19 protein-coding genes and 2 pseudogenes are annotated in these 25,685 nt (G+C 57.0%); 16 read left to right on the top strand and 5 right to left on the bottom strand.

The genetic code is table 11. The features are described 5' to 3' along the window. Positions 1 to 97 precede the first annotated feature (97 nt). From traH to OGV75_RS00855, 5 genes are all read left to right on the top strand, one after another. Positions 98 to 1,462, top strand: coding sequence for a conjugal transfer pilus assembly protein TraH (traH, locus tag OGV75_RS00875; protein WP_286480266.1), 1,365 nt, complete (start codon positions 98 to 100; stop codon positions 1,460 to 1,462). After that, positions 1,462 to 4,704, top strand: a complete 3,243-nt coding sequence (gene traG / locus OGV75_RS00870; protein ID WP_286480265.1) for a conjugal transfer mating-pair stabilization protein TraG — start codon at positions 1,462 to 1,464, stop codon at positions 4,702 to 4,704. The genes traH and traG overlap by 1 nt, the downstream gene beginning before the upstream one ends. 1 nt (position 4,705) lies before the next feature. After that, a complete protein-coding gene (locus OGV75_RS00865; RefSeq protein WP_286480264.1) occupies positions 4,706 to 5,395 on the top strand; it encodes a hypothetical protein in 690 nt (229 codons plus the stop codon). A 146-nt stretch (positions 5,396 to 5,541) separates the two neighbouring features. After that, positions 5,542 to 6,273, top strand: a complete 732-nt coding sequence (gene traT / locus OGV75_RS00860; protein WP_191219937.1) for a conjugal transfer complement resistance protein TraT — start codon at positions 5,542 to 5,544, stop codon at positions 6,271 to 6,273. Positions 6,274 to 6,323: 50 nt separating this feature from the next. Next, a complete protein-coding gene (locus OGV75_RS00855; protein ID WP_286480263.1) occupies positions 6,324 to 6,656 on the top strand; it encodes a hypothetical protein in 333 nt (110 codons plus the stop codon). 194 nt (positions 6,657 to 6,850) lie between these two features. On the opposite strand, the gene OGV75_RS00850 is transcribed toward OGV75_RS00855, so the two are convergent. Together OGV75_RS00850 and OGV75_RS00845 are read right to left on the bottom strand one after the other, a co-directional pair. After that, a complete protein-coding gene (locus OGV75_RS00850) occupies positions 6,851 to 7,162 on the bottom strand; it encodes a CcdB family protein (protein ID WP_286480262.1) in 312 nt (103 codons plus the stop codon). Continuing rightward, positions 7,159 to 7,452 (bottom strand): type II toxin-antitoxin system CcdA family antitoxin, encoded by a 294-nt coding sequence (locus tag OGV75_RS00845; protein ID WP_286480261.1) that lies wholly within the window; start codon positions 7,450 to 7,452, stop codon positions 7,159 to 7,161. The genes OGV75_RS00850 and OGV75_RS00845 overlap by 4 nt, the downstream gene beginning before the upstream one ends. 483 nt (positions 7,453 to 7,935) lie before the next feature. Between OGV75_RS00845 and OGV75_RS00840 the strand changes: the two genes are divergently transcribed. The 9 genes and pseudogenes from OGV75_RS00840 to OGV75_RS00805 all read left to right on the top strand — a co-directional run bounded on the left by OGV75_RS00840 (position 7,936) and on the right by OGV75_RS00805 (position 20,809). Beyond that, entirely contained in the window at positions 7,936 to 8,244 is a 309-nt protein-coding gene (locus tag OGV75_RS00840; protein WP_286480260.1) for a hypothetical protein, read from the top strand. 118 nt (positions 8,245 to 8,362) lie between these two features. Next, on the top strand, positions 8,363 to 10,888 hold the full coding sequence (traD, locus tag OGV75_RS00835; RefSeq protein WP_286480286.1) for a type IV conjugative transfer system coupling protein TraD: 2,526 nt from the start codon (positions 8,363 to 8,365) through the stop codon (positions 10,886 to 10,888). Then, entirely contained in the window at positions 10,885 to 16,380 is a 5,496-nt protein-coding gene (traI, locus tag OGV75_RS00830) for a conjugative transfer relaxase/helicase TraI (RefSeq protein ID WP_286480259.1), read from the top strand. Before traD ends, traI begins: the two co-directional genes overlap by 4 nt. Positions 16,381 to 16,416: 36 nt before the next feature. Further along, positions 16,417 to 17,220, top strand: a complete 804-nt coding sequence (locus OGV75_RS00825) for a DsbA family protein (RefSeq protein ID WP_191219957.1) — start codon at positions 16,417 to 16,419, stop codon at positions 17,218 to 17,220. An 88-nt stretch (positions 17,221 to 17,308) separates the two neighbouring features. After that, positions 17,309 to 17,632 carry a hypothetical protein gene (locus OGV75_RS00820; RefSeq protein ID WP_008324877.1) on the top strand — a complete coding sequence of 108 codons (324 nt, stop codon included), beginning with the start codon at positions 17,309 to 17,311 and terminating at the stop codon, positions 17,630 to 17,632. A 32-nt stretch (positions 17,633 to 17,664) separates the two neighbouring features. Beyond that, positions 17,665 to 18,213 (top strand): DUF2726 domain-containing protein, encoded by a 549-nt coding sequence (locus tag OGV75_RS00815; RefSeq protein WP_191219959.1) that lies wholly within the window; start codon positions 17,665 to 17,667, stop codon positions 18,211 to 18,213. Between the two features lie 625 nt (positions 18,214 to 18,838). Continuing rightward, complete coding sequence (repA, locus tag OGV75_RS00810; RefSeq protein ID WP_286480257.1) at positions 18,839 to 19,747, top strand: plasmid replication initiator RepA; 909 nt, start codon at positions 18,839 to 18,841, stop codon at positions 19,745 to 19,747. A 539-nt stretch (positions 19,748 to 20,286) separates the two neighbouring features. Further along, positions 20,287 to 20,394, top strand: a pseudogene (locus tag OGV75_RS23595) (hypothetical protein); the annotation flags it as partial. Between the two features lie 184 nt (positions 20,395 to 20,578). Then, positions 20,579 to 20,809 (top strand): DUF2767 family protein, encoded by a 231-nt coding sequence (locus OGV75_RS00805; protein WP_104652438.1) that lies wholly within the window; start codon positions 20,579 to 20,581, stop codon positions 20,807 to 20,809. A gap of 22 nt (positions 20,810 to 20,831) precedes the next feature. Here OGV75_RS00805 and OGV75_RS00800 read toward each other — a convergent pair whose 3' ends face one another. Further along, positions 20,832 to 21,203 (bottom strand): TraX family protein, encoded by a 372-nt coding sequence (locus tag OGV75_RS00800; protein ID WP_286480256.1) that lies wholly within the window; start codon positions 21,201 to 21,203, stop codon positions 20,832 to 20,834. Positions 21,204 to 21,265: 62 nt separating this feature from the next. Next, positions 21,266 to 23,017, bottom strand: a pseudogene (locus OGV75_RS00795) (Tn3-like element TnAs1 family transposase); the annotation flags it as partial. A gap of 3 nt (positions 23,018 to 23,020) precedes the next feature. Between OGV75_RS00795 and OGV75_RS00790 the strand changes: the two are divergent. Both OGV75_RS00790 and OGV75_RS00785 read left to right on the top strand, forming a co-directional pair. Beyond that, positions 23,021 to 23,413, top strand: coding sequence for a cysteine hydrolase family protein (locus tag OGV75_RS00790; RefSeq protein WP_001351729.1), 393 nt, complete (start codon positions 23,021 to 23,023; stop codon positions 23,411 to 23,413). Positions 23,414 to 23,550: 137 nt separating this feature from the next. After that, on the top strand, positions 23,551 to 24,435 hold the full coding sequence (locus OGV75_RS00785; RefSeq protein ID WP_000058717.1) for a DMT family transporter: 885 nt from the start codon (positions 23,551 to 23,553) through the stop codon (positions 24,433 to 24,435). 31 nt (positions 24,436 to 24,466) lie between these two features. Here the strand turns inward: OGV75_RS00785 and tet(A) are convergent, their stop codons facing one another. Then, on the bottom strand, positions 24,467 to 25,666 hold the full coding sequence (tet(A), locus tag OGV75_RS00780) for a tetracycline efflux MFS transporter Tet(A) (RefSeq protein WP_000804064.1): 1,200 nt from the start codon (positions 25,664 to 25,666) through the stop codon (positions 24,467 to 24,469). Positions 25,667 to 25,685: the final 19 nt, after the last annotated feature.

Below are 25,685 nucleotides of genomic sequence, written 5' to 3'. Positions count from 1 at the left end.
TCCGCAACATGCTCTGGCTTCCTTGTCGGCAGGCTGGCGGAGACGTTTTTAACAACGGAGCTGAAGCTACAGAAGCCCGGACCAAAGGAGAATGCTAATGATTAAGCCACTGGCGGTCGCCGCCGGCATTTTTTTCACCGGTCTGTCCGTGTCCCCGGCACAGGCCGACGTCAATGGCGACCTGAACGGATTTTTCGGCAGTCTGGGTTACAGCGGTAACGTCTCCCAGGCGCAGGCCTGGCAGGGACAGGCGGCCGGTTACTTTTCAGGTGGGTCAGTCTACCTGCGTAACCCGGTGAAAAATGTCCAGCTTATCTCGATGCAGCTCCCGTCCCTGAACGCCGGCTGTGGCGGCATTGATTCCTATCTGGGGGCCTTCAGTATGATCAGCGGCGAGGAAATCCAGCGCTTTGCCAAACAGATTATGAGTAACGCCCTCGGATATGCCTTTGACCTGGCACTGCAGACAATGGTGCCCGAGCTGAAGCAGGCCAAAGACTTCCTGCAGAAACTGGCCAGCGATGTGAACTCGATGAACATGAGTTCGTGTCAGGCGGCACAGGGCATCATCGGCGGGCTGTGGCCGGTGACGCAGGTATCCCAGCAAAAAATCTGTCAGGACATCGCCGGAGAAAACCACTTATTTGCTGACTGGGCTGCGTCGCGTCAGGGGTGTACTGTCGGGAAACAGGGCGACAATGTAACCAGCAAAGCCAGTGATGCTGAGAAAGACCAGGTACTGAAAAACAAAAATCTCATTTGGGATTCACTCAGTAAAAATGGGTTACTGGGTGGTGACAGGGCGCTGAAGGAGTTGGTTATGAGTACGGTCGGCTCCATCATTTTTAACAAGGACGGCGACGTCACTATCCTGACCCCGCTGGTAGATAACCGTGACCTTATCAAGGTGTTGATGCGCGGCGGGACGGCAAAGGTGTATGGATGCGATGAAGCCTCACTGTGCCTGGGGCCGGTGGTTGCTAATCTCAGTATCTCCGAGTCACATGCCCTTGTCACACTGGTCAAGAACCTGATGCTGTCCATGCAGAACAAGCTGGTTGATGACCGGCCGCTGACCGACCAGGAAAAAGGGTTTGTGAATACCACGTCGGTTCCGGTACTGAAATACCTGACCAATGCGCAAAGCATGGGAATGAGTGCCACCTATCTGTTGCAGGTGTCCGATTTCATCGCGCAGGACCTGATGATTCAGTATCTCCAGGAGCTGGTTAAACAGGCCAGCATGTCACTGGCCGGAAAGAACTTTCCGGAAGAAGCTGCTGCGAAGCTGCGTGACAATGTCATTCATGCCCAGGGGCTACTGGCTGATATGAAACTGCAGTCAGCCGCAGATCAGAATGCGCTGGATGGTATTGATCGCAATATGCAGTACCTGCAACAGCAGGTCTCCACCATCGTTTCGGGCTCATACCAGAGCAATTACCATTGGGGGGTGCACTGATGCTTGAGATTTACACCATATACGGCGGGGGAATGTGGAAAACAGCGCTGGATGCGATTGTCACCCTCATTGGCTCCAGTACCTTCAGTACACTTCTGCGTATGGCCAGCACCTTTGGGGTGCTGGCCGCCCTTGTCCTGTTTATCAAACAGCACAACCCGATGGTGTTTGTGCACTGGCTGGCTGTATTTATGATTATCAGCACGGTGCTGCTGGTACCCAAACGCTCTGTGCAGGTTATCGATATCTCTGACCCGGGCGCGGTCTGGAAAACCGATAATGTGCCGGTCGGGCTTGCCGGGATTGCCTCGCTGTCGACCAGTATCGGCTACAGGATGAGTTCGCTGTACGACTCCCTGATGGCCAGACCTGACTCGGTGACTTACAGCCGGACGGGGATGCTGTTTGGCTCGCAGATTGTGGCCGAAACCAGTGATTTCACCACGCAGAATCCTGAACTGGCACAGATGCTGCCGGATTATGTGGAAAACTGTGTGATAGGAGACATTCTGCTTAACGGCAAATATTCGATCAACGAATTGCTGAATTCCACTGACCCTCTGACGCTCATCACCAGCAACCCGAGTCCGTTACGCGGTATTTTTAAAATGACGTCCTCTTCACGGCAGTTTCTGACCTGCCAGCAGGCGGCAACGGAAATCAAAACCCTGGCCAATATTGAAGCGAACCTGGGGAGCGCCACCTTCACCTGGCTGACACAGAAGATATTTGGCAACAAGGTCAACGGGGCGACCCTGCTCGCGAATGCCATGGGAGACAGTTATGGTTACTTCTATGCCGGGGGGATGAGTGCGGCGCAAATCATGAAGAACAACATCACCAACACGGCAGTGCGCCAGGGGATAAAAGGATTTGCGGCACGGTCCTCGGATACAGCCAACCTGCTGAATCTTGCAACAGAAAACGCGGCGACCAAACAGCGTCTCAGTTGGGCATCCGGGACGGAACTGGCCACAAGGACGCTGCCGTTTGCGCAGTCACTGTTGATGCTGATCCTGGTGTGTCTGTTCCCGCTGATGATAGCGCTGGCAGCAACCAGCCACAGTCTCTTCGGCCTGACCACACTGAAGATCTATGTGGGTGGGTTCATCTATTTCCAGATGTGGCCCATCATGTTTGCGATCCTCAACTACGCCTCGAACTACTGGCTGCAGTCAAAGACCGGCGGGACACTTCTGGTCCTGGCCAACCGGGATATTGTGGCACTCCAGCATTCGGATGTGGCGAATCTGGCCGGTTATCTGTCGCTCTCAATACCGGTACTGTCGTATTACCTGACCCGGGGGGCCGCAGTCATAGGTTCCCAGGTGGCGGGCGGAATGCTCAGCTCGGCGGCGTTCACGGCAGCCGGCGTGTCATCAACCACGGCAGACGGGAACTGGTCGTTTAACAACATGTCGATGGACAATGTTAACCAGAACAAGATGGATACCAACCTGGTGCAACGTCAGGGCCAGCAGACCTGGCAGGCTGATAATGGTTCCTCGCAGACGATGACTGCCGGTGGTCACACGGTGATAGATGGTTCAGGGGCGATGTCAAACCTGCCGGTGAATATGCGGCTCAGCCAGCTGGCCAGCAGCGGGTTCCAGGAGTCCGCGCGGCAGTCGCAGGTTCAGGCGCAGACCGCGCTGGATGGCTATAACCACAGTGTCACCAGTGGCTGGTCACAGCTTTCGCAGGTGTCAAACCAGACCGGTACCAGCGACAGTCTGACGCAGGGCAGTGAGAACAGCCAGGTGGCTAACGCCACGCGTGGTGCCAGCATGATGATGTCGGCAGCGGAAAGCTACGCGAAAGCAAATAACATTTCCACCCAGGAAGCCTATAACAAGCTGATGGATATAAGTAATCAGGGTTCTGTATCTGCAGGTATTAAAGGTACTGCAGGGGGCGGCGTTAATTTAGGTGTCGTTAAATTAGGTGCTGAAGGAAGTGTTTCAGGCGACATAAGACATTCAACTGGCAGTTCTAGAGGGATTCAGAACTCAGACTCTCATTCACAAGATACGCGGCATGACCAGAACAGCCAGACTGTTAACGATTTCAGGCAGGGGATGGACATGGTTACCAGTAGCCGTGTGACGGACGGTTCAAGCCATGCGCAGAATGCGGCGACCAGTAATGTTCAGCAGTTTGCTGCCACGCTGAATGATGCGCAAAGCCAGTATCATCAGTACACAACCAGCTCCACCAACAGCAACGAATTCAGCCGGATGGCGACGCTGGCGCAAAACCAGAGTGCCAGTCTCGATACTAACTACACCCAGGAGTTTGTGGACTGGGCTGCGAATAAGTACGGTGATAAGGCTCAGGGCATTCTGACAAGTGCCCCAAGTGCGCGCGAAGCAGCGATGGAGTTCGTTAATGAACGTCTCAAACCTGAAATTATGGGGGATTACCATCAGGGGCGGTCTGACCTTCAAAGCGGGGCAGAGCATCCTGCCTTCAGTGGAGCCCATATCGTTCACACGCCATCGATGAGTAACGGTGATTCCGGAGGCCAGGTGACTGCAGGCGGACAGTACTCTCCGGCTAACACGCAGACCGCAGGACAGGGTCATGAAAGCCCGGGGGGCGGCTATGATGTGCAGCGCGATCGGGTGTATCCGTCAGAAATTCAGAGCAGTCAGGAGTATGAACAGTCTGGCTCGCGAATTTCACCCCGGAATTATACCGGGCAACCTGAACAACATTATGACCGGGAAGAGGGCAATAATCGCGGCTTTTCTGGTACTTCAGCCCCGTATTCTGGTTTGGGGGCAGATGTAACAGAAGCCCCGTATCAGGCTCAGGGTCATGCCAGTGAAAATGGCTCGTCAGGTGACATTCCTTCGCGGGGGGGCACTGTTATCAGAGGGGAGAATGTTACCGGAAATGATATGCAGAACGTTTACAGAGAGAATGAGATGAGATTACACGGTCAGTCCGGGCAGGGTTTTGGAGCGCAAAATGATTTACAGCGGCAGGTTGCGGGACAACGATCTGAAATTGAACGAAATATGAATAAATCTGCTGGCGAAATTGACAAAAAACAATCTACTGTTCAGGCATCCAGTGATATTCTGAAGGGAGAGAGCTTAATTGGTCAAAGTAGATTTAAACTTGGTCGTACTGAGGCTGAAATCGACCAATCAAGTAAATTAAACCCGTTTAATGATCTCCAACCTGATGAGTTACAGAAAAAAGTAGTTGAATTAAGGAAAAGAACAGGAGTGTAGGGTGAACAAAAAAATAAGTGCTTACTGTTGTTTCATACCAATCTGCATTTATGCGACTTATTCATTAAGCGAGCAACTGCTTTATGATGTGCAGTTCATGGCCAAAAGTATGGTCTTATCAATAATTCCCAGCTCGATATATTTGATATGCTTTTGGAAGTTACTAAGCGGTAATAAAGGTAGTGGCTTAAAAATCACCCTGCTTAGTAACATCCTGCTTACTCTGTTACTTACATCCTTAGTTTGTTTCGTGGGAAGCGATGCAGAAAGTGTACTAATAGCTGGGATTGTCGTTCATTCGCTCATAGCTTTCGGCTATGCGGGTGTAGTCCTTCGTCCAACCAGCAGATATAAGAATAATATCATTCTAAGGGATGAAGAGACTGGCAGGTTATATGTCAGCAGAGGTGGAATGGTTCAACCACTTGCTGATAATGACACCCAATACATACTCACGGAAGACATGAAAATAGTTAACTTTTCAGGTGGTGAAACGAGCTTTCAAAATAATGGTTTTAGCATTCCTCTAAATAGTTCCTCGAATGATGCTTTCGATCATGGGTTAGTTGTAAACCCTGCCTCGGGTATGCCAATGGCTGGAGGTATCTCAGGTTTGGATATACACGGGAACAGTTGGGGAACAAACTTCAATGAACCTTCAAATACGTATGACCCTAATCGTGGTTACTAAGTGAAATGGGAGTGATTGACTACCTTTCCCACGTTTAGTTACGGACTCCAATTATTTAAAACCTAAAATATTCATCTAATCTGCCGATAACAGTCCTGTTAGCGCTCCGCCGTTAGCAGGACATTTTTTTATGCAAAGGAAAATACATGAAATTAAAACAATATGCCGTTGTAACTTTAATTGCCTCCACCCTGGCACTGTCTGGTTGTGGCGCCATGTCCACCGCGGTGAAAAAGCGTAATCTCGAGGTTAAAACGCAGATGAGCGAAACCATCTGGCTGGAGCCTTCATCTGAAAAAACAGTTTACCTCCAGGTCCGCAATACCTCTGACAAAGACATGTCCGGCCTTCAGTCTCAAATAACCAACGAACTGGCAGCAAAAGGTTATCGTGTCACTAGTTCACCTGATGGTGCTTATTTCTGGATTCAGGCAAACGTACTGAAAGCTGAAAAGATGGACCTGCGTGAAGCACAGGGATTCCTGAAAACCGGTTATGAAGGGGCGGCAATGGGCGCTGCTCTGGGGGCTGGCATCACTGCCTACAATTCCAGCTCAGCAGGTGCGACCCTGGGTGTCGGGCTGGCCACTGGCCTGATTGGTATGGCCGCAGATGCGATGGTGGAAGATGTTAACTATACAATGGTGACTGATCTGCAAATCTCCGAACGCAGCAAAGCCAAAGTTACGACGGATAATATTGCTGCTCTGAAGCAGGGAACCTCCGGTATTAAGTTGCAGACGAGCACAGAAGAGGGAAACAGGGCAAAATATCAGACCCGCGTGGTATCCAACGCCAACAAAGTTAACCTCAAATTTGAAGAAGCAAAACCCGCTCTGGAAGCGCAGCTGGCCAAATCAATCGCCGGCATTATGTAAGGACCGTGGACGGTAAAATTCCGCCCTTATATTTAAGAGAAGGACTTAAAATGAAAAAAGCTGGAATTGTAGGTTTGTCATTAGTTGTAGCTTTACTCGCAGGGTGTTCATCATCTAAATCATCGCAGGAAGAGCCGGAAATGACCGCAGCACGACAATGCTCTGATCAGGTGCTAACTGCATCAAAAAATAAAACAGGCACAACGAAATTAACGTCTCTTATTAAAGATGAAGCGACTATTGTTCGGGTAGGTGATTCTTCTCAGGAAACTCACCTTATTAAAGGATTTCCTTACGTTGAATCCACCGCTCTTGATAATGGCACGCCTGGTTCAACCTGGCGTAGCTGCATGCAGGTGAAAGGCTTCAATGTTGGTCGGTAAAGCTGTTGTAACAACAACGAGTTAGATCCTCCACCAGAATCTACCGCCCTGACGATGAAATCCCTCATCTCAGGACGGTAATATTTCACCCATTCACATATGTAGTCTAGATAAGCTGAATCATCTTTGAAGAGGCAAAACCCGTTCTGGAAGCGCAGCTGGCCAAATCCATTGCCGGCATTATGTAACCCCTTTCAACTTCCCGTTGTCAGGAAATCTACCGCGCTGACGATGAGGTCTCTCATCTCAGGGCGGTTACTGTGAATATCCTCCTCATCCAGCTCATGAAGATAAACCGTCTGAATCAGCTGTGTCATCAGAATGTATCGCTCATCATCGATGTTAACAACGGGATTGATTTTGCTCATCCCGGGTAATGACTGACGCCACCGGACAAAAGGAATAATGACCCGGGTGTTGAGATCGATAAGTTGATCGGACTGAGCGATGACGAAATACGGGTATTCCGGATTATCCGGCCTTCTGAATACTGTTCCCTGATTCATTTAAACACTCTCAGTCCTGTACTGCTGCGGGGAATACTATGTTCAGCGGTGAACTGATTCATGGCATCAATAGCTGATTTATTCTCCTGTCGCCATCTGGCCTGACGTTCAGCACGGACCACGTGTTCAAGCGCAGAGTTAAGGGCAGCGGAAAGATTGATGTTAAGCATCTTCGCTTCGTCCACCAGGGCGGCATCCAGCGAAATGTTGGTGCTTCTTTTGCGCGACCGCATAGTCGTATTCATTGTTAAATCCTTTGCGCATCTTGTATGCGCATAAATATAGCGCATTTATGCTCCTGAGCGTAAGTGCCCGTGGTTATCCCTGTGATACTTCGCTTCCTCACATGACTGCACAGGTGCAGTCATGTTTGCGGCGAGCGCTGAATTATTAACAACCAAAGGTCAATCATCATGAACTCATACAACTCCCGGACTGCCTTGTCCGTTCTGTCTTACGTCTTAATCACAATTGTCTCGACAATCCTGCTCATGGAAATGTACGGCCCTGACATTATTAAGTATCAGTTGTCACACTCAATGTTCTTCTCATATCTGAATGCGTTGAAATACAGTGGGTTTCCTCAATGGGATGTACTTCTCCCACTGACGACTTTCCTGCTCTGCCTTACTGGTGGTTTGTTCTGCACCTGGTTCTGCGGATTTCTTCTTAAAGGCGGTGACGCAGTCTTATATGCGCTGCGGTGTCTTACTTCCGGTGCCCTTAAATCTCTGAGAACCCGGTTATCTGCCTGACAGATGAGGAATAACACAATGAAACCCTGTGTGAATGAGGGCTGTTCAGAAGAACTCTGGTCACTCATCCAGTTAGAAAGCGAGCTGGTCAGAGCAAAGGCTTTTCTGAGCGTCTTTGGCTCACTCCCCGAATATCACCGCATGGCGACCGTAGCCTACTGGGCTGGCTATGTGTTCACTTTCCGGGGCATGGAAGCCTGTGAACGACATACTGCGGGTTATGTTGATGTGGCCGCATCGGTCCGGTTTCTGGCCATGCTGGTCAATGAAAAAGACTGGCGGGCCGGATGCCTGCAGGCGGAGTATGAGCTGAGCCCGCCCGAATAACCCGGATATTTCCCTTCAGATCCTCTGTCGCTGTGACGGCGACAGCCTGTTTCCCCCCTTTTACCACACACTACGTCATCACTTCACCGGTGATGCGATGACTGCCGGACAAAAATCTATGAGCTTCGCAGGTAAAAATCTCACGCAGGGTGGGCAGATGACTGCCTACCGGTGGCGCATGTTCTTTCAGGTTAACAACTGGATAGGATTCTGGATCTTTATCCTTTTTGCGGTACTGGCCTCGGCCATCTTCTTCTGGCGTATACCCCAGGAGACCTTTGATAACGGTTCATTGTGGTGGTTTGCCAGCATTAACAGCAGTTTTATCGACCTCATGCCGGCAACGGGCACGCCGAAAATCTATGACGTCCATTACTGGTATGCCCCCACACAGACGCACATGGTTCTGAAAATGACGCTGCCGCAGATTTACGCCGATGCGTATATGAAAGCAATGGGCGATCAGGTGTTCAGTGAACTGCAGTGGGCAGTGCTGGCCAGTGGTACGTTCAGCCTGAGTGTGTTCGTGGCCATCGCCTGGTACATTGCCGGCATCGGGCGCAGGGAGAGCGAAGACCAGTACATTTCGGGTATGCAGCTGACAGAAAAACCAGCCGAGGTGAACCGGCTGCTGCGTAAAAACGGCGAGCTGTCCGACTTGCGCGTGGGCGAACTGCATATGGTCAGGATGGCTGAAGTGATGAACTTCCTGATCCACGGCACCATTGGTGTGGGCAAGTCGACACTGATCCGCTGGCTGCTGGACTTCATCCGGAAACGCGGTGACCGCGCCATTATCTATGACTCAGGCTGCACGTTTACCGAGACACACTATAACCCCGACACCGATTTTATTCTCAATGCCCACGATGAACGTTGTGCCAACTGGCATATGTGGGGGGAATGTGTGGATGCGGTGGATTATGACAACCTGTCAGCGAGTCTGATCCCCGTGGAAGGGGAGTCTGACCCCTTCTGGGTGTCCAGTTCGCGTACCATCTTTGCTGATCTCGCCATACGAATGTCTGCCGATCCGGACCGCAGCATTGAGAAGTTCCTTAAAACGTTGCTGTCACTCAGTATGAAAAGTCTGCGTGATTATCTGGCCAACACGCCGTCGGCCAACCTGGTCGAGGAAAAAATTGAGAAAACGGCCATCTCGATCCGCTCCGTGGTGACCAACTACGCCAAAGCACTGCGTTACCTGCAGGGACTGGATGACGGGACGAAGCCTCCGTTTACCATCCGGGAATGGATGACCCAGGAGCGCTATGACAACAGCTGGCTGTTTATTTCCACGCAGGCCCGGCACCGCAAAAGCGTCCGTCCCCTGATCTCCCTCTGGTTATCGCTGTCCACCCTGTATCTGCAGAGTATGGGGGAGAACAGTGACCGGCGGGTGTGGTTTATCTGTGACGAAATTCCCAGCCTGCAGCGTATCCCCGAGCTGGCCGAAACGATTGCAGAAGCCCGTAAATTCGGGGGCTGTTTTGTGCTGGGCATGCAGAACACGGCGCAGATGATCCATGTTTATGGTCGGGAACTGGCCAGAAGTATCTTTGACCTGATGAACACCCGCATGTATGGGCGTTCCCCGAGTGCGGAGATGGCCAAAGTGGTTGAGGATGAGCTGGGGCATCAGCGTAAACGAAAAATCCGCGAACAAAACAGTTACGGTCTGGACCAGGTTCGTGACGGGGTGTCGCTGGGCAAGGATGAGGTTAACGATCCGATTGTCGATTATGACCAGGTCATGCGTCTGCCGAACCTGAGCTTTTATGTTCGTTTGCCCGGTGAATACCCGGTTGTCCGCCTGAAGCTGAAATACCGGAAGGTGAAGAAGCATCACCCCGGCCTGATGGCGCGGAATATCCGCGATGTGCTGAGTCCGGAACTCGAGAAGGTGATTCAGGAAAATGAGCGTGCAGCCTCTGCTGCAGGGCTGACCTTCCCGACCGGGGACGAAGTGCTGGAAGGCGCAGGCTCTGGCACAGCAGCTGCCACTGCCACAGCGGGGACGGCTCCGCAGCCCGGGGTCGTGGAGGTGAAAAAGACCATACTGCCTGAACCTGTCCGGGCTCCGGAGTCAGATCGCCAGACGTCATCGGTCATCACCCCGCCAGTTGTTAGCAAAAGTGCAGTGAAGCCCTCTTACTCAGCAGAAAAGGATCATGCAGATATTCCCGTACCAGCCCCGGGCACTTTACCTGCATCCACCACTGTGGCAACGGTTTCACCGGAACCCTCTGTTCCGGCACCTGACGGACAGCATGTTGCATTACCGGCAGCACTGCGTGCACTCCGCCATCGCCATCCTGAGCCCGAACCGCCAACCACATCCGGCCTGAGTATGTTGCACAGGGCCCGCCAGCGCCCTGCTGTTACAGGTGCAGGTCCGCAGGAAGACGGGGGGGCAGGCGGTGAGTCCATGAACCTGGATATGCAGGTGACCGTCCGGCCAGACGGGGAACTGACCGTGACGACGGCCGGAAAACCGGTGTCACCGGACAGGCCGGATGAGGAACACCGGACGAACCGCCTGCTGGCCCGGGACGAAGAAAACATTCTCCGTCATCGCGATGCAGACGACCCGGGGTACGACGAGAACGATCACCATTACTACGACAGAGAGCCTGAACTATGATGTCAGTGGCCCCCATTGCGTCGGCAGCGGATGCTGCCGGCTATTACAGCAATTCCGATAACTATTATTTTCTCGGCAACCTGCAGAGCCTCTGGATGGGCGAAGGCGCGGATGCGCTGGGTCTGGACGGACAGGTCCGGGGCGCTGACCTGACGGCAGTGCTGGAAGGCCGTCTGCCGGACGGGTCACGTCTCGGTAAAGAGATTAATGGCAACCATGTTCATCGTCCCGGTCATGACCTGACCTTCTCGGCCCCCAAAAGTGTCTCCATCCTGGCACTCATCGGAGGGGATAAGGCAATGCTGGAAGCCCATAACCATGCTGTCCGTATTGCGGCAGGGTATGTGGAGAAACTGATTTCGGCCCGGGATACGAAAGACGGCGTCACCTCCATCGTGCACACCGGTAAAATGGTGGCCGCGGCCTTCACCCACGACACCTCGCGAAACCTTGATCCCCAGCTGCACACCCACCTTCTGGTGGCCAATATGACAGAGCAGGACGGGAAGTGGAAAGCGCTGGCCACCGACTACATCCACAATGCCGGTTTTATCGAAACGGTGATGAAAATGCAGGTCACGCTCGGAAAAATCTACCGCAGCGCACTGCGTGAGCGCGTGGAGGCGCTGGGCCATGAGGTGGAGGAAGTGGGCAAGCATGGCATGTGGGAGATAAAGGGCGTGCCGGAAGCGGTCCGGGAAGAGTTTTCATCGCGCGGCCGGGAGATTCAGGGGGCTATCGGCGCAGAAGCCACATTGCGCAGCCGCGATGTGGCGGCAAAAGACACCCGACGGGCGAAGGTTGATCCGTCCCGCCTGCGCCTGATGGAGCGGTGGCTCGGTCAGATGAAGGATAAAGGCTACGATTTAAAGGCCTATCAGGAAAGCGTGGTACCGCGCGAGGATACGATGCGGGACGGACGCCGGGAGCCGGAGCCGTCAGCGCCGGAGGTACCGGGAAGCGGGGCACCTGAACTACCTGAACATTCTGCCAAAGGGGAAGAGAAAACCGGTGTTCCTGCTGAACACAGCCAGGGATCTGCAGGCTCCCCGTCCCGGCAGCCTGATGCGCAGCAGACTCACAGTAGCCCGGTACAGGCGGCACCGGACGTCCCGTCCGTTCAGCGGTCAAAAGCCATGCCGTCCAGACAGGTGCCGGAACTGGCGCCGGAAGTGAAGGACGCCGTGAAAATGGCCATCTCGCAGCTGAGCGACAGCCGGACCCGCTTCACCTTCGGGGAGCTGATGCTGACGACCGCCGAACTGAGTGAACAGTTGCCGGACATGAATGTCATTCGCCAGGCCATCGACGCGTCCCTGAAGGACGGTATGCTTGTGCCGCTGGACAGCGAGAAAGGCGTGTTCACTTCCCGCATCCACCTGCTGGACGAACTCTCCATTCAGGCGCTGAGCCAGGACCACCTGAAATCCACGCAGGTGGTCAGCTTTACCCGACCACAGCAGTATGCGCCGCCGGCGCTGGCGGTCGTGGAGACTGACCCGCTGGTCCTGATGAATGCCCCGTCCGGCGTGGCTGGTATCCGGGATCTGACCACACAGCTGACCGGTATCTCCATGGCCAGCGGTCGCGACGTCCGGGTGCTGGCCAGTTCTGCCGAACGCGCCATTTCGCTGGCCAAATCCGATGACCTCCGGGAGCGGATCATCAGCCGGCAGCATGTGCTGAGCGGTGAATTCCAGCTGAAACCGCAGAGCACGCTGATTATTGAAGGGGCTGAACGTCTGGGGCTGAAGGAAACGCTGGTTCTGCTGGGCGAGGCCCGGGCGCAGGATGCGCAGCTGGTCTTTCTCGACAGCGCCGGTCGTCAGGCGAATGGCAACGCCATGTCGGTGCTGGAGTCTGCCGGCGTGACGCGCTCCCGCCGCACCGAACCGGCACCGGGGCTGGAGGCTGACGTGGTGAGTATTGCCAACAAACGTGACCGCTATGAGGCGCTGGCCACCCGATTCGCGGACCTGAGCGGCGGGGATGAAAACGTCACCGCCGTGGTGGTTGGTAAACGTGAACAGGCCCACCTCACCGGCCTGATACGGGATGCGCTGCAGAATGCCGGGCAGCTGGAGCGCAACGGCATCAGCATTGAGACCCGTTCCCCGGTGTGGCTCGACAGTAAGACCCGGCGTATGCCGGGCTCGTACCGTCCGGGCATGGTGCTCGAGAACCGCAGCGACGCGAAAGAACGCCATTCATTTGTTATCGACCGTGTCCATGAGGACACGCGCATACTGTCCCTGATTGACGGTGACGGCGTCCTGACCCGGATGAAAATCAGCGATGTCACCGCCGACTGGCGTCTCTTTAACCGTGAGACGCTGAACGTCGCCAGTGGGGAGCGGCTGATAGCCGTTGCCGGCGACCGGGAGCATGGGCTTAAGGCAAAAGACCGCCTCGGGGTCACTGGCATCAGTGAGAAGGGTATCCAGGTCACGCGCGGTACCGACACACTGACTCTCCCGAAAGACCGGCCCCTGTATGTCACGCATGCCTACGTCAGCGCCCCGGGGGGGCGTGATAACGACCGGGGCGTGGTCCTGGCAGCGCTCAACAGCCGGGATATTTCATCGCAGACCATGAACTCACTGGCACAGAGCGGGCATCGCGCGGAGGTGTTTACCGCCGAAGTGCAGGACCGGGCTGAAGCCCGCCTGCAGCGAATGAAGACTAACGTCTCCCCCGTGCAACTGGTGCGCAGCCTCAGTGGAAAAGAGGATGTGAGTGAGGCGGTCGGAAGCCTGCACGACGGCGTGCGGACCGATGCCAGCCTGGCCGTCTGGCGTGCGGTGAATGACCAGCGCAGCGTGGCGTTCAGCGAACTGGCGCTCACGGAGGCTGCAGGGAAATACCATCCTGACATTGAGCAGACAGAGCATGAAATTGCCGCAATGGTAAAGGCCGGGGAACTGCTGCGTGTGTCGGTCCGGGGGGAGCCACTGTTGATTGCCCGCTCAACGTGGGAGATGGAAAAAGCCATTCTGCGCACGGTGGATGAGGGTAAAAACACCCAGCTTCCGCTACTGGATCAGGTTCCCGATGTGGTGCTGAACGGGCTGACAGAGGGGCAGAAACAGTCCACCACCCTGGTGCTCGGTACCACGGACCAGTTTATCGGGATTCAGGGTTATGCCGGGGTGGGGAAAACCACGCAGATGAAGGCGGTGGTCGCGGCACTCGATACGCTGCCGTCAGATGTACGACCGCAGCTGACGGGACTTGCCCCGACACATCAGGCGGTGAAAGAGATGAGCGACGTTGGCGTCCGGGCGCAGACCATTAAATCCTTTATTGTGGAGTATGAACAGGCCACTGCAGGCGGTGAAAAACCTGACTACCGGGGCCAGGTGTTTCTCATCGATGAGTCCTCGATGGTGGGTAACCAGGACACGGCCGCCCTGTTTCAGGCCATTGCTGCCGGGGAGGGCCGCGCAGTCTCGATGGGGGATATTGACCAGTTTGAGTCAGTCGATTCCGGGGCACCGTTTAAGCTGATGCAGGAGCGCAGCCCGATGGATGTGGCCATCATGAAGCAAATCGTGCGTCAGAAGGATGTTCACCTGCGGGGGGCGGTGCATGACATTATCGATAACCGTATCGATGCGGCCCTGAATCGTATAGAAGCGCAGCCCGCTGACCGTGTGGCACGTGAGGCTGGCGTGCCGGTCCCGGCCAGTGCATTTCAGGAAACGGCCACGCCGGTGGGCGATATTGTGGCGGACTGGACAGGCCGGACCGTGGATGCGCGGGCGCGGACCCTTATCATCACGCAGCTGAACGCTGACCGCCGGGCGGTGAATGCCGGCATTCATGACACGCTGACCGCGCGGGGCGAGCTGGGGGGGCTGGCGGTCAGGGTGCCGGTGCTGGAGAAAATCACCCACACCCGCCATGAATTCAACCAGACGCAGGCCTGGCAGGCGGGAATGGTGGTGAAACGTGGCGACCGCTATCAGGATGTGCTGGCTGTAGACCGGCACGGCAGCACGGTCACCGTCCGTGATGAAGAGGGCAATATCGGGCTGTATTCACCGAAGGAGCTTATCACCGGCGATGTACAGTTGTTTCAGCGCGAGGAGAGGGAAGTCCGGGCCGGTGACCTGCTGAAATTTACGCTCACGGACCGCGAGCAGGGACAGACCGGTAACCAGCGTTATACCGTGGAGTCTGTCAGCGAATCAGGGGATATCCGCCTGACGTCAGAAAAAGGCCGCATCATCATTAACCCGAAGGCGGTCCGTGCTCAGCAGCATATCGACTATGGCTGGGCGGTGACGGGCTACGGCGCACAGGGGGCGAGCACGGATTACGTTATTTCACTGGAGGGTACGGACGCCGGGCGTAAGATGCTGGCCACTCGTCGGGCCTTCTATATTTCCGCATCGCGTGTGAAGGAGCATGTGCAGATTTATACCGACGGGAAAGCGGACTGGGTCCGGGCGGTGAAAGCCCCGGAACGTGATATCAAAACGGCCCATGATGCGCTGGCCCCGGAGACGCAGCGTAAACAGGCGAAAGCCATCTGGTCAATGGGGCAGCCCGTCAGTAAGACCGCCATCGGGCGGGCCTGGCTGCGGCATCAGGGAATGCAGGAGACGTCGCTGACGGCGAAAATTATCCCGGCGACGCGACGCTTCCCGGAGCCCGCACTGGCCCTGCCTGTTTACGACAACAACGGTAAAGGTGCCGGTCTGGCACTGGTCTCACTGGTTGCCAGCCCGGAGGGGAGACTGACGCAGGGTGACACCCGGATGGTGATGAGTGAGCGGGGGCGCGGGGCGCTGCTGCAGCGAAGCCGGTCGGGTCACACCCGTGTGGTCGGTGAACTGGCCGCCGCGCTCGACGCTGTCCGTACTCATCCGCAGGACGGTGTGGTGTGGCAGACCGGGGATGAATCCGTGGCGGCTCAGTTGCTCAAAATCAGTGGTGGCGAGCGTCGGGAGGTCGAAGAAAGCAGAGTGCAAATCATCAGCCAGAGAGACAGCGAAATTGCCCTGCCCGGGACGGACAATTTACGGAATGAAGAGAGCCCCCCGGTGGACATCAGTACGGTAAAAGAACAGGAAGCAGAGCGTCGTCACGCAGAAGAAAATCTGGCCATCAGCGCAGCAAAAGCAGGCAGCGAAACAGCGGAACAGATACCTGGCAGGATTGTTTTCCCCGCCGAAGAGGAATTGAATGTCAGAGCCTCTTTTAACGATATGCAGGGGCAACAGGGTGAGCCTGAACCGGACCAGAATACACTCAGAAGGATTGCGGGCGGAGAGGGAAACTCTGACAGTGATTTCGCAAGAATACGACGTACCGATAAGGAGCACGATGCGGGACGCGTTGCTGAGGTTTCCGGTGTCTCCCGTCAGGTGACTGAACTTGCCCGTAATGAGCGGGATATAGCACGGCAGACAGACACGCAGGAACGTGGCCGGATGCCGGAACACGAAGAACAGACCCTCAGCCGTACCATCCAGAAAGAACGTTAATCCAGCCTCTACCACAATGAAATCAGGCATATGCAAATGAAAAGCACAAGCAGAACAGTTTTAGCCTCACTAATAGTTACAACATTCATTATTTCTGGTCCGACAGCACGCGCAGCAACCCCTCAGCCGGTGTTCACACCGGCGCAGGAGGCCAGAATTGGCGAAGTGGCCGCAGACTACCTCGTCGCCCATCCGGAGGTACTGGTTAACGTCAGCCAGAAACTGCAGGAACAGCAGCAGGAAAGGCAGATGCAGGCCATGACGGCGGCTGTCGCTGAGCATCAGGGGGCATTGCTGGATGATAAAGGCACCCCGTCGTATGGTCCCGCTGATGCGCAGGTGACGGTCGTCGAATTCTTCGATTACCAGTGTATCTACTGTGCCCGACTGGCTCCGGTGCTCCAGAAAGTCATGGCGGCCAACCCGGACGTGCGTTTTGTGTTCAAGGCACTCCCGATATTTGAGACGCGCTGGCCGGAATCCGGGCGTGCAGCGAAAACCGGGCTGCAGATATGGTTGCAGAAAGGGGCTGAGGCCTGGCTTCACTATCACAACACACTGTATGCCACCGGCCATAACGAGGGCCGGCTGACGGATGACGATATCCGTGCGGCGGCAACCGCCGTGAATTTCGACGCCGGGCAGGCGGCTGATGTACAGGGCACGCTGGACGGAATTCAGACGCTGGCGCAGCAACTGGGCTTCAGCGGGACGCCTGCCCTGGTGGTACTTCCTTCTGCCGGGGCCCGTGCCGGCAGGGTGACCGTCATCCCCGGACTTACCCGCGCAGATACCCTGCAGAGGGCAATTAATACCGCCGCGGGTAATCCGAAACCGTAATCATCAGGCGCGGCCAGCCGGCCGCATGACACAGGCCAGGGACCGTGTCGCCCGGGGGCACAACGTTCCGGTCAGATAAGGAAAGAGCATGTCAGAAGACAACCGAGACAGTCAGAAAGAAAACGAAGAAGCCTGCACAATTTTAAAAAGAGCGCTAAGAAACCTGGTGGGGCAGGGCATTATCCGTTCACGTGATGACCTTATCCGCATTCTTTCGGAGGAAAACTTTGAAATCACAGACGTTACAGCGCAAAGCATTACGCTGTGTGCGCCTGACGAACCTGAAAACCGGGTCACGCTGGACGGCTGGCTGTTCTCCGCCGGGTTCTCCCTGAGCGTCCCTGCTGACCACCCGGAGCTGTGGACCGTGTCCGGGAATACCACATCCGCCGGCGAAGGAGAGCACCCGTGAATACAACCATTCTGTGGTTTATCCTCCCGCTGATGGTCATGCTGGCGCTATTTTTCCGCGTGTTAAAAGCGAACAGCCCTCAGTCTCCGTTCATCAGAACATTAAGGGAGGCGGGCATCCGGCCGGGAGAAACAGAGCATCTCATCGCCGGCGGCGTATTCCTGGCGCGTCAGGCACACCTGATGACGGACCGGGAAGTGAATTTTATTCAGGGACTGTTCCGCACTGTGGACATGAATCGCTGGTATCTGTGTCCTCAGGTGCGGGTGGCCGATATTGTGCAGATAGCCCCCCGCATCAGGGCTCGCAGCCGGGCGTGGTGGAAACTGTTCAGCCTGGTGTCCCGCTGGCACTGTGATGTGGTCATCGTGGACCGGCTGACATTCCGGATTGTGGCCGCGCTGGAGCTGGATGATGCCTCGCACCTGAAAAAAAGCCGTCGCCGGCGCGATATCCTGCTGAATGAGGTCATGCGCCAGGCCGGTATTCCGCTGCTGAGAAGCCGTGACAGTCAGGCGCTGCAGACAATGACCGCTGAATTTCTTGCCTTACAGAGTACCGGCGACTGCCCGCGCAGCTGAGTTAGTGACCGCCCCGGTCACGTACCAGTAATGAGACTGACAGCCTTTTCCCGCCAGAAATCGCTGTCAGGTGGCCCCGGTGCGTTCCTGCCCGAGCCGGCCTTTGCGCCCTGGCGCTTCCTCAGTCAGACCAGAGGTCTGACCTTGCGGCGAGCGCTGCGATGTTTTCTCTTTCCCGTCTGTCCCTTTTCTTTGCTGTCGATCCTGCGGTATCCCACCATGATCCGGGATCATTTCGTATGGCAAATTCAGGTGTGAGAAGGTAGAATGTCAGCGTCTTCAGGTGTCTTGTGGTGGGGCAGTCTGTTGATTCAGTTTAGTTTTGTGACCTGAACCAAATTATTTTGGACGGCTTTGTGGTGAGGCTGGAAGGTGGCAGAACGTTATTCGGAAGAAATGCGGACTTCCGGAAGCAGGAACATGGACGGGAGCGTGTCCGGAAAGACGCTCAGGAGCAGGTGACGGGGAGTTCCCGGAGCCTGAATGCACAAACCCCCCGAAATCTGCTACGAACTTGGCGGAACGTCAGATATCAGGGGGTCCAAAAGCAGGCGCGTTGCCTGTGAAGGATTATAACGCATGCACCATAGAAAACAACACCCGGCCGCCATAAGAACAGGCCGGCGTGAATGAAATACTGATCCCCCGCGCCGACAGGCGTGCCCGTGGCCTTCATTCCACGGCCTGTAAATGCCCGGCCCCGGTCTATATCCGGCCGTCGCACTACAAACCTTTAAGCCGGGAGCACGGTCGTGCCCTGCGTAACCTGATGAGCCGGGATAAAACCACCGGTCAGTGGGTGGTGCGCCGCCGGGTTTCTGCCGATCCCGTCTTTGTGTTCCTGCGTAATACTGCCGGCCGTCGGCGGGCATTCCGTCCGGAGCGCCGGCAACTGCTGGATGCGCTGTTCATCCTTTTCATCAACAAAGTCGATCTGGCCACCAGTGTGGTGACCATCAATGTCTCTGCCCTGGCGGCCGCGCTCAGCCCGCGGGATGCGGATGACCACATCATTGCGGAGCAGGCTGTGACAACGTCACGCGTTTCGCGCCTGATCCACGAGCTGGAGCGCTTTGGGGTGGTCGAATGCCCGCCGGCGGAATGGGACTGCGTGAACGGCTGCCGTTTTCCGAAACACGTCATTATCACTGACGCAGGCTGGCAGCTGACCGGGGTGAACATGGACAGGCTGCGCGCGGAGCAGGAGATGCGTCTTCAGGCCATCGACGATGGCCAGCTGAAGCCCGGCGAAACCCTGTCCCTGAAAGCCGCCCGTCGCCGCTGGTACGAACGCTGCCGGCATCAGACCCTTCTCAGCCGCCGGACCCGGGCCATCGAAGGTAAAATGCGTCAGAAACTGTCTGACCTGCCTTTTGATGAACGCAAGCGCCAGGTGTCAGAGCAGCTCTGGTGCAGTCTGAAGGGCCGGACGCAGCACCTGACGCCCCGCCAGTTTGAGAAAATGGTCTGGTCACAGCTGTACCAGCTGGAACTGGTCGACCTGGCCATTCCGGGCGCTTCCCCGCCGCACTGACCCCTTTTCTGGTTTATCCGCCTGACGGCGGAGGCCTTCTCACGTCCCGACATTATCCCTGCCTGTTTTCTGAACACCAGCCCCGTGAATGTATCCCTTTTCCTGCAACAGCCTGCGTGATTTCCCGTAGGGGATGCCATACCGGCCCGTTTATCCACATATATCCGCAAACAGGGAAAAAGGATTACCTGCAACTGACATTCAGATACCTGCAAAATATTCAGGGTTTCACCCTTTACTTATATTCACAAAAGATACCTCCTGTTCACTGCATAACTTCTGTGGATAACGGGGAAAATCGATAATGCCTTCGCATGCAGCGGCCCCAGGCCGCGCGCTCAGAAAAAAGACAAAGGTACCTCCCGTCGCCTGGCGACGGGCCCCGGTGGCGCAGAAACCCACCCCGGAGCACACCCCTTACCCTGCCAGACCGACGCTGCCCCGGCCCGAAGGGCCGGAACACCCTCGCTTCTGAAGGGATGTTGTAACTAGAATTCAGTGTCGCGGTGGGTGGTGCCGCTTGCAGTTTTTAGTACACGCCCGTAAGCGGGCCTCACGGCCCACAAACGCGGAGATACGCCCCGACTGCGGCCATGCCTTGTCGTGACCACTCCGACGGCGCAAACCGGCTACAGAGTGGCTTTTAGTGGGTTTGGCTTTGCAGGGAAGGTGGTGGGCAAGGCAGAAACTATCAATCCGTAACGGCTGCGCCGGTCACGACGCCTCCCACCGACTGCTCTCAGTGTGACTCCTGCTGGCGTCTCCATGCCGCTACGCGGCATAATGAGCATGCGCCGTAATTTTGAACAGATTCGCAGTGGAGAAAACAGGATGGACTATTCAGAAGCGTTCCTGCGCCAGCATGAAGAAATGTGCCAGGTCGTGGGCAGCATCGTTTTTTCACTTGTGGAGGCAGGACACGATTCCACCAGTGGAAATATCGTCACTGTGCTGCGAAATGAGATTGCCGAAACCGGCAAATGGGCGCCGGACCAGGTGCTTTATCTGCAACTGGCCATTGATTTGCTGGAGCAGGGACGCAGAATTCCGGGGCCACGCTGACGCCCCGTAAACGGTGGCTCTCTCACCAGAGTTGCATCAGGATGAGCAGAACCAGCAGATGGCCGGCATAGGCGATGTAGAAAAAATGCCGGGGCATAAAGCGCGGGCAGCCCTCCGGGCACAGCTGAATGCTCAGGTAAATGGCCATAATGGGGAAAACCAGTGTGGGGAGGGTGGCGAACAGCAGCGTGTCTGCCGGCAGACTCAGCAGGTGTGATACCCCGTTCAGACAGCACAGTGACAGCCCGGACACGATAACCCCCGTGCGCTGCACGGCAGACGTCTGCCCGCCCGTTGCTATGACCATGCCGGTGGCCAGAACCATACCCGCCAGGCCATAACTGGCCGGGCTCAGCGGCCAGACCAGGACGACCAGCAGCAGTACGCCAGCCATCAGCCCTTTTTTTCCGTACCTGTACTGTAGGGGAGCCCGCAGAATTCGGAAAAAATCGTACGCTAAGGTTTTCCGGGCATCCGTAAGGGCCGAAACTTCCCGTCTTCCAGTCTGCGGCTCTGCCGCCAGACGTAATCGCCGGTTAGGTTGATGTGCTCCCAGCCCAGCGGCGACAGGAATTGCAGCAGCTCGCCGTCCACCGGCTTGCCGGCCTCGACCAACCCCTGGGTGGCGCGTTCCAGGTACACCGTGTTCCACAGCACGATAGCCGCCGTCACCAGGTTGAGGCCGCTGGCCCGGTAGCGCTGCTGCTCGAAGCTCCGATCCCTGATTTCCCCAAGGCGGTTGAAGAACACCGCCCTGGCCAGCGAGTTGCGCGCCTCACCTTTGTTCAGGCCGGCATGCACGCGGCGGCGCAGTTCAACACTTTGCAGCCAGTCCAGGATGAACAGCGTGCGCTCGATCCGGCCCAGCTCGCGCAGGGCCACGGCCAGTCCGTTCTGGCGCGGGTAGCTGCCGAGCTTGCGCAGCATCAGCGAGGCGGTGACGGTGCCCTGCTTGATCGAGCTGGCCAGGCGCAGGATGTCGTCCCAGTGGGCACGCACGTGCTTGATGTTCAGGGTGCCGCCGATCAGCGGGCGCAACGTCGGGTAGGCTTGCACGCCCTGCGGCACGTACAGCTTGGTTTCGCCGAGGTCGCGGATGCGCGGCGCGAAGCGGAAGCCTAGCAGGTGCATCAGGGCAAAGACGTGATCGGTGAAGCCGGCCGTGTCGGTGTAGTGCTCCTCGATCCGCAGGTCGGACTCGTGGTACAGCAGGCCGTCGAGCACATAGGTGGAATCGCGGACGCCGACATTCACCACGCGGGTGCTGAACGGCGCGTACTGGTCGGAGATATGGGTATAGAACAGCCGTCCCGGCTCGCTACCGTACTTCGGGTTGACGTGCCCGGTGCTCTCGCCCCGGCCACCCGCGCGGAAGCGCTGGCCATCGGAGGATGAGGTCGTGCCGTCGCCCCAGTGGGCGGCAAAGGCGTGGCGATACTGGTGGTTGACCAGCTCGGCCAAGGCCGCCGAATAGGTTTCGTCGCGGATGTGCCAGGCTTGCAGCCAGGACAGCTTGGCGTAGGTCAGGCCGGGGCTCGACTCGGCCATCTTGGTCAGCCCGAGGTTGATCGCATCACCGAGGATTGCGGACAGCAGCAACGTCCTGTCTTTGGCCTCGGCCCCGTCCTTCAAGTGGGTGAAGTGGCGGCTGAAGCCCGTCCAGTCGTCCACGTCCATCAGCAGTTCGGTGATCTTGATGCGCGGCAGTAACTGGCTGGTTTGGTCGATCAGCGCCTGCGCCCGATCCGGCACCGCCGCATCCAGCGGGGTGATTTTCAGCCCTGACTCGGTGAGGATGGCATCGGGCAGCTCGTTGTCCTTGGCCAGGCGGGTGACGGTGGCCAACTGCTCGTCCAGCAGCTGCAAACGCTCTTCCAGGTACTGGTCGCTGTTCGGGTTGATCGCCAGGGGCAGGGCCTGCTCGCGCTTGAGTGCGGCGAACTTCTCGGCCGGCAGCAGGTAGTCGTCGAAGTCGCGGAACTGCCGCGAGCCCTTGACCCAGATGTCGCCGGAGCGCAGGGCGTTCTTCAGCTCGGACAGGGCGCAGATTTCGTAGAATTTCCGGTCGAGGCCTTCCGGGGTGATCACCAGCGGCTTCCAGCGCGGCTTGATGAAGGCCGTGGGTGCATCGGCCGGCACCTTGCGCAGGTTGTCGGCGTTCATCTCACGCAGGGTCTGCACGGCTGCCAGCACGCCTTGCGCGGCCGGCCCGTGCTGTTCCCCAACTTTTCGCTCGGCGAAGAGTATGAACATGCGCCGCCGGCGACGAATCGCCAAATCTCACCGTATCTCCCGAGCGGACGATTTCGCACCGGTCTGCCCGTCGAAGGGCTTGCGATCGAACGGGGCGACCTTTTCTATGCATGTCCGCGAGCCAGCGTCTTTTATGGCACGGCGCTCGACGCCGACCTTCGGACGCGCGGCGTAAGCACGCTTGTCATGGCCGGGATAAGCACCACCGGCGTTGTTCTTTCAAGCGTCGCCTGGGCTAGTGATGCGGACTACGACGTGCGTTTGGTCCAGGACTGCTGCTACGACCCGGATCGGGATGCCCACGAAGCTCTGTTGCGTTCCGGGTTCGGCGGACGTGTACAGGTCGTGTAATTTTCGGGCCTCGCATGATCGCGGCCATAGCCGCAGGTGGATTGGTGCGAGGCAGGGCCAGTCCAAGTCAGGGTGCGGTCATCGCGGCGCCTGCAACTCTCAAAAACCCATCGCCGTAGCGGAGGTCTTGTAATCGCATGTCATTACGCACGCCCGATTTATTGTTCACAGCGATAGCACCTGCCATTTGGGGCAGCACCTACATTGTCACCACCCAATACCTGCCGAACTTCTCACCGATGACGGTCGCGATGCTGCGGGCGTTGCCGGCGGGTTTATTGCTCGTGATGATCGTCCGACAGATTCCAACGGGAATCTGGTGGATGCGCATCTTCATCCTCGGCGCACTTAATATTTCGCTATTCTGGAGCTTGTTGTTTATTTCGGTCTACCGCCTGCCGGGCGGGGTCGCGGCGACGGTAGGCGCTGTGCAGCCGCTGATGGTCGTGTTCATCTCTGCCGCTCTGCTAGGTAGCCCGATACGATTGATGGCGGTCCTGGGGGCTATTTGCGGAACTGCGGGCGTGGCGCTGTTGGTGTTGACACCAAACGCAGCGCTAGATCCTGTCGGCGTCGCAGCGGGCCTGGCGGGGGCGGTTTCCATGGCGTTCGGAACCGTGCTGACCCGCAAGTGGCAACCTCCCGTGCCTCTGCTCACCTTTACCGCCTGGCAACTGGCGGCCGGAGGACTTCTGCTCGTTCCAGTAGCTTTAGTGTTTGATCCGCCAATCCCGATGCCTACAGGAACCAATGTTCTCGGCCTGGCGTGGCTCGGCCTGATCGGAGCGGGTTTAACCTACTTCCTTTGGTTCCGGGGGATCTCGCGACTCGAACCTACAGTTGTTTCCTTACTGGGCTTTCTCAGCCCGGGGACCGCCGTGTTGCTAGGATGGTTGTTCTTGGATCAGACGCTGAGTGCGCTTCAAATCATCGGCGTCCTGCTCGTGATCGGGAGTATCTGGCTGGGCCAACGTTCCAACCGCACTCCTAGGGCGCGTATAGCTTGCCGGAAGTCGCCTTGACCCGCATGGCATAGGCCTATCGTTTCCACGATCAGCGATCGGCTCGTTGCCCTGCGCCGCTCCAAAGCCCGCGACGCAGCGCCGGCAGGCAGAGCAAGTAGAGGGCAGCGCCTGCAATCCATGCCCACCCGTTCCACGTTGTTATAGAAGCCGCATAGATCGCCGTGAAGAGGAGGGGTCCGACGATCGAGGTCAGGCTGGTGAGCGCCGCCAGTGAGCCTTGCAGCTGCCCCTGACGTTCCTCATCCACCTGCCTGGACAACATTGCTTGCAGCGCCGGCATTCCGATGCCACCCGAAGCAAGCAGGACCATGATCGGGAACGCCATCCATCCCCGTGTCGCGAAGGCAAGCAGGATGTAGCCTGTGCCGTCGGCAATCATTCCGAGCATGAGTGCCCGCCTTTCGCCGAGCCGGGCGGCTACAGGGCCGGTGATCATTGCCTGGGCGAGTGAATGCAGAATGCCAAATGCGGCAAGCGAAATGCCGATCGTGGTCGCGTCCCAGTGAAAGCGATCCTCGCCGAAAATGACCCAAAGCGCGGCCGGCACCTGTCCGACAAGTTGCATGATGAAGAAGACCGCCATCAGGGCGGCGACGACGGTCATGCCCCGGGCCCACCGGAACGAAGCGAGCGGGTTGAGAGCCTCCCGGCGTAACGGCCGGCGTTCGCCTTTGTGCGACTCCGGCAAAAGGAAACAGCCCGTCAGGAAATTGAGGCCGTTCAAGGCTGCCGCGGCGAAGAACGGAGCGTGGGGGGAGAAACCGCCCATCAGCCCACCGAGCACAGGTCCCGCGACCATCCCGAACCCGAAACAGGCGCTCATGAAGCCGAAGTGCCGCGCGCGCTCATCGCCATCAGTGATATCGGCAATATAAGCGCCGGCTACCGCCCCAGTCGCCCCGGTGATGCCGGCCACGATCCGCCCGATATAGAGAACCCAAAGGAAAGGCGCCGTCGCCATGATGGCGTAGTCGACAGCAGCGCCGGCCAGCGAGACGAGCAAGACCGGCCGCCGCCCGAAACGATCCGACAGCGCGCCCAGCACAGGTGCGCAGGCAAATTGCATCAACGCATACAGCGCCAGCAGAATGCCATAGTGGGCGGTGACGTCGTTCGAGTGAACCAGATCGCGCAGGAGGCCCGGCAGCACCGGCATAATCAGGCCGATGCCGACAGCGTCGAGCGCGACAGTGCTCAGAATTACGATCAGGGGTCTGTTGGGTTTCACGTCTGGCCTCCGGACCAGC

It is taken from the genome of Citrobacter sp. Cb028 (genome assembly GCF_030336705.1).
Classification (GTDB): Bacteria; Pseudomonadota; Gammaproteobacteria; order Enterobacterales; family Enterobacteriaceae; genus Citrobacter; species Citrobacter braakii.
Note: the sequence above shows the minus strand (reverse complement) of the source record. Positions and strands in the feature narration are given on the sequence as shown.

Bases quoted from the DNA above. Each gene is read 5' to 3' on its own strand.
- traD (WP_286480286.1), top strand. From the start codon at position 8,363: ATGAGCTTCGCAGGTAAAAATCTCACGCAGGGTGGGCAGATGACTGCC.
- traG (WP_286480265.1), top strand. From the start codon at position 1,462: ATGCTTGAGATTTACACCATATACGGCGGGGGAATGTGGAAAACAGCG.
- traI (WP_286480259.1), top strand. From the start codon at position 10,885: ATGATGTCAGTGGCCCCCATTGCGTCGGCAGCGGATGCTGCCGGCTAT.
- traH (WP_286480266.1), top strand. From the start codon at position 98: ATGATTAAGCCACTGGCGGTCGCCGCCGGCATTTTTTTCACCGGTCTG.
- OGV75_RS00820 (WP_008324877.1), top strand. From the start codon at position 17,309: ATGTCAGAAGACAACCGAGACAGTCAGAAAGAAAACGAAGAAGCCTGC.
- OGV75_RS00845 (WP_286480261.1), bottom strand. From the start codon at position 7,452: ATGCGCTATATTTATGCGCATACAAGATGCGCAAAGGATTTAACAATG.
- OGV75_RS00825 (WP_191219957.1), top strand. From the start codon at position 16,417: ATGAAAAGCACAAGCAGAACAGTTTTAGCCTCACTAATAGTTACAACA.
- OGV75_RS00850 (WP_286480262.1), bottom strand. From the start codon at position 7,162: ATGAATCAGGGAACAGTATTCAGAAGGCCGGATAATCCGGAATACCCG.
- traT (WP_191219937.1), top strand. From the start codon at position 5,542: ATGAAATTAAAACAATATGCCGTTGTAACTTTAATTGCCTCCACCCTG.
- OGV75_RS00785 (WP_000058717.1), top strand. From the start codon at position 23,551: ATGTCATTACGCACGCCCGATTTATTGTTCACAGCGATAGCACCTGCC.
- OGV75_RS00815 (WP_191219959.1), top strand. From the start codon at position 17,665: ATGGTCATGCTGGCGCTATTTTTCCGCGTGTTAAAAGCGAACAGCCCT.
- OGV75_RS00855 (WP_286480263.1), top strand. From the start codon at position 6,324: ATGAAAAAAGCTGGAATTGTAGGTTTGTCATTAGTTGTAGCTTTACTC.
- OGV75_RS00840 (WP_286480260.1), top strand. From the start codon at position 7,936: ATGAAACCCTGTGTGAATGAGGGCTGTTCAGAAGAACTCTGGTCACTC.
- OGV75_RS00800 (WP_286480256.1), bottom strand. From the start codon at position 21,203: ATGGCTGGCGTACTGCTGCTGGTCGTCCTGGTCTGGCCGCTGAGCCCG.
- OGV75_RS00805 (WP_104652438.1), top strand. From the start codon at position 20,579: ATGGACTATTCAGAAGCGTTCCTGCGCCAGCATGAAGAAATGTGCCAG.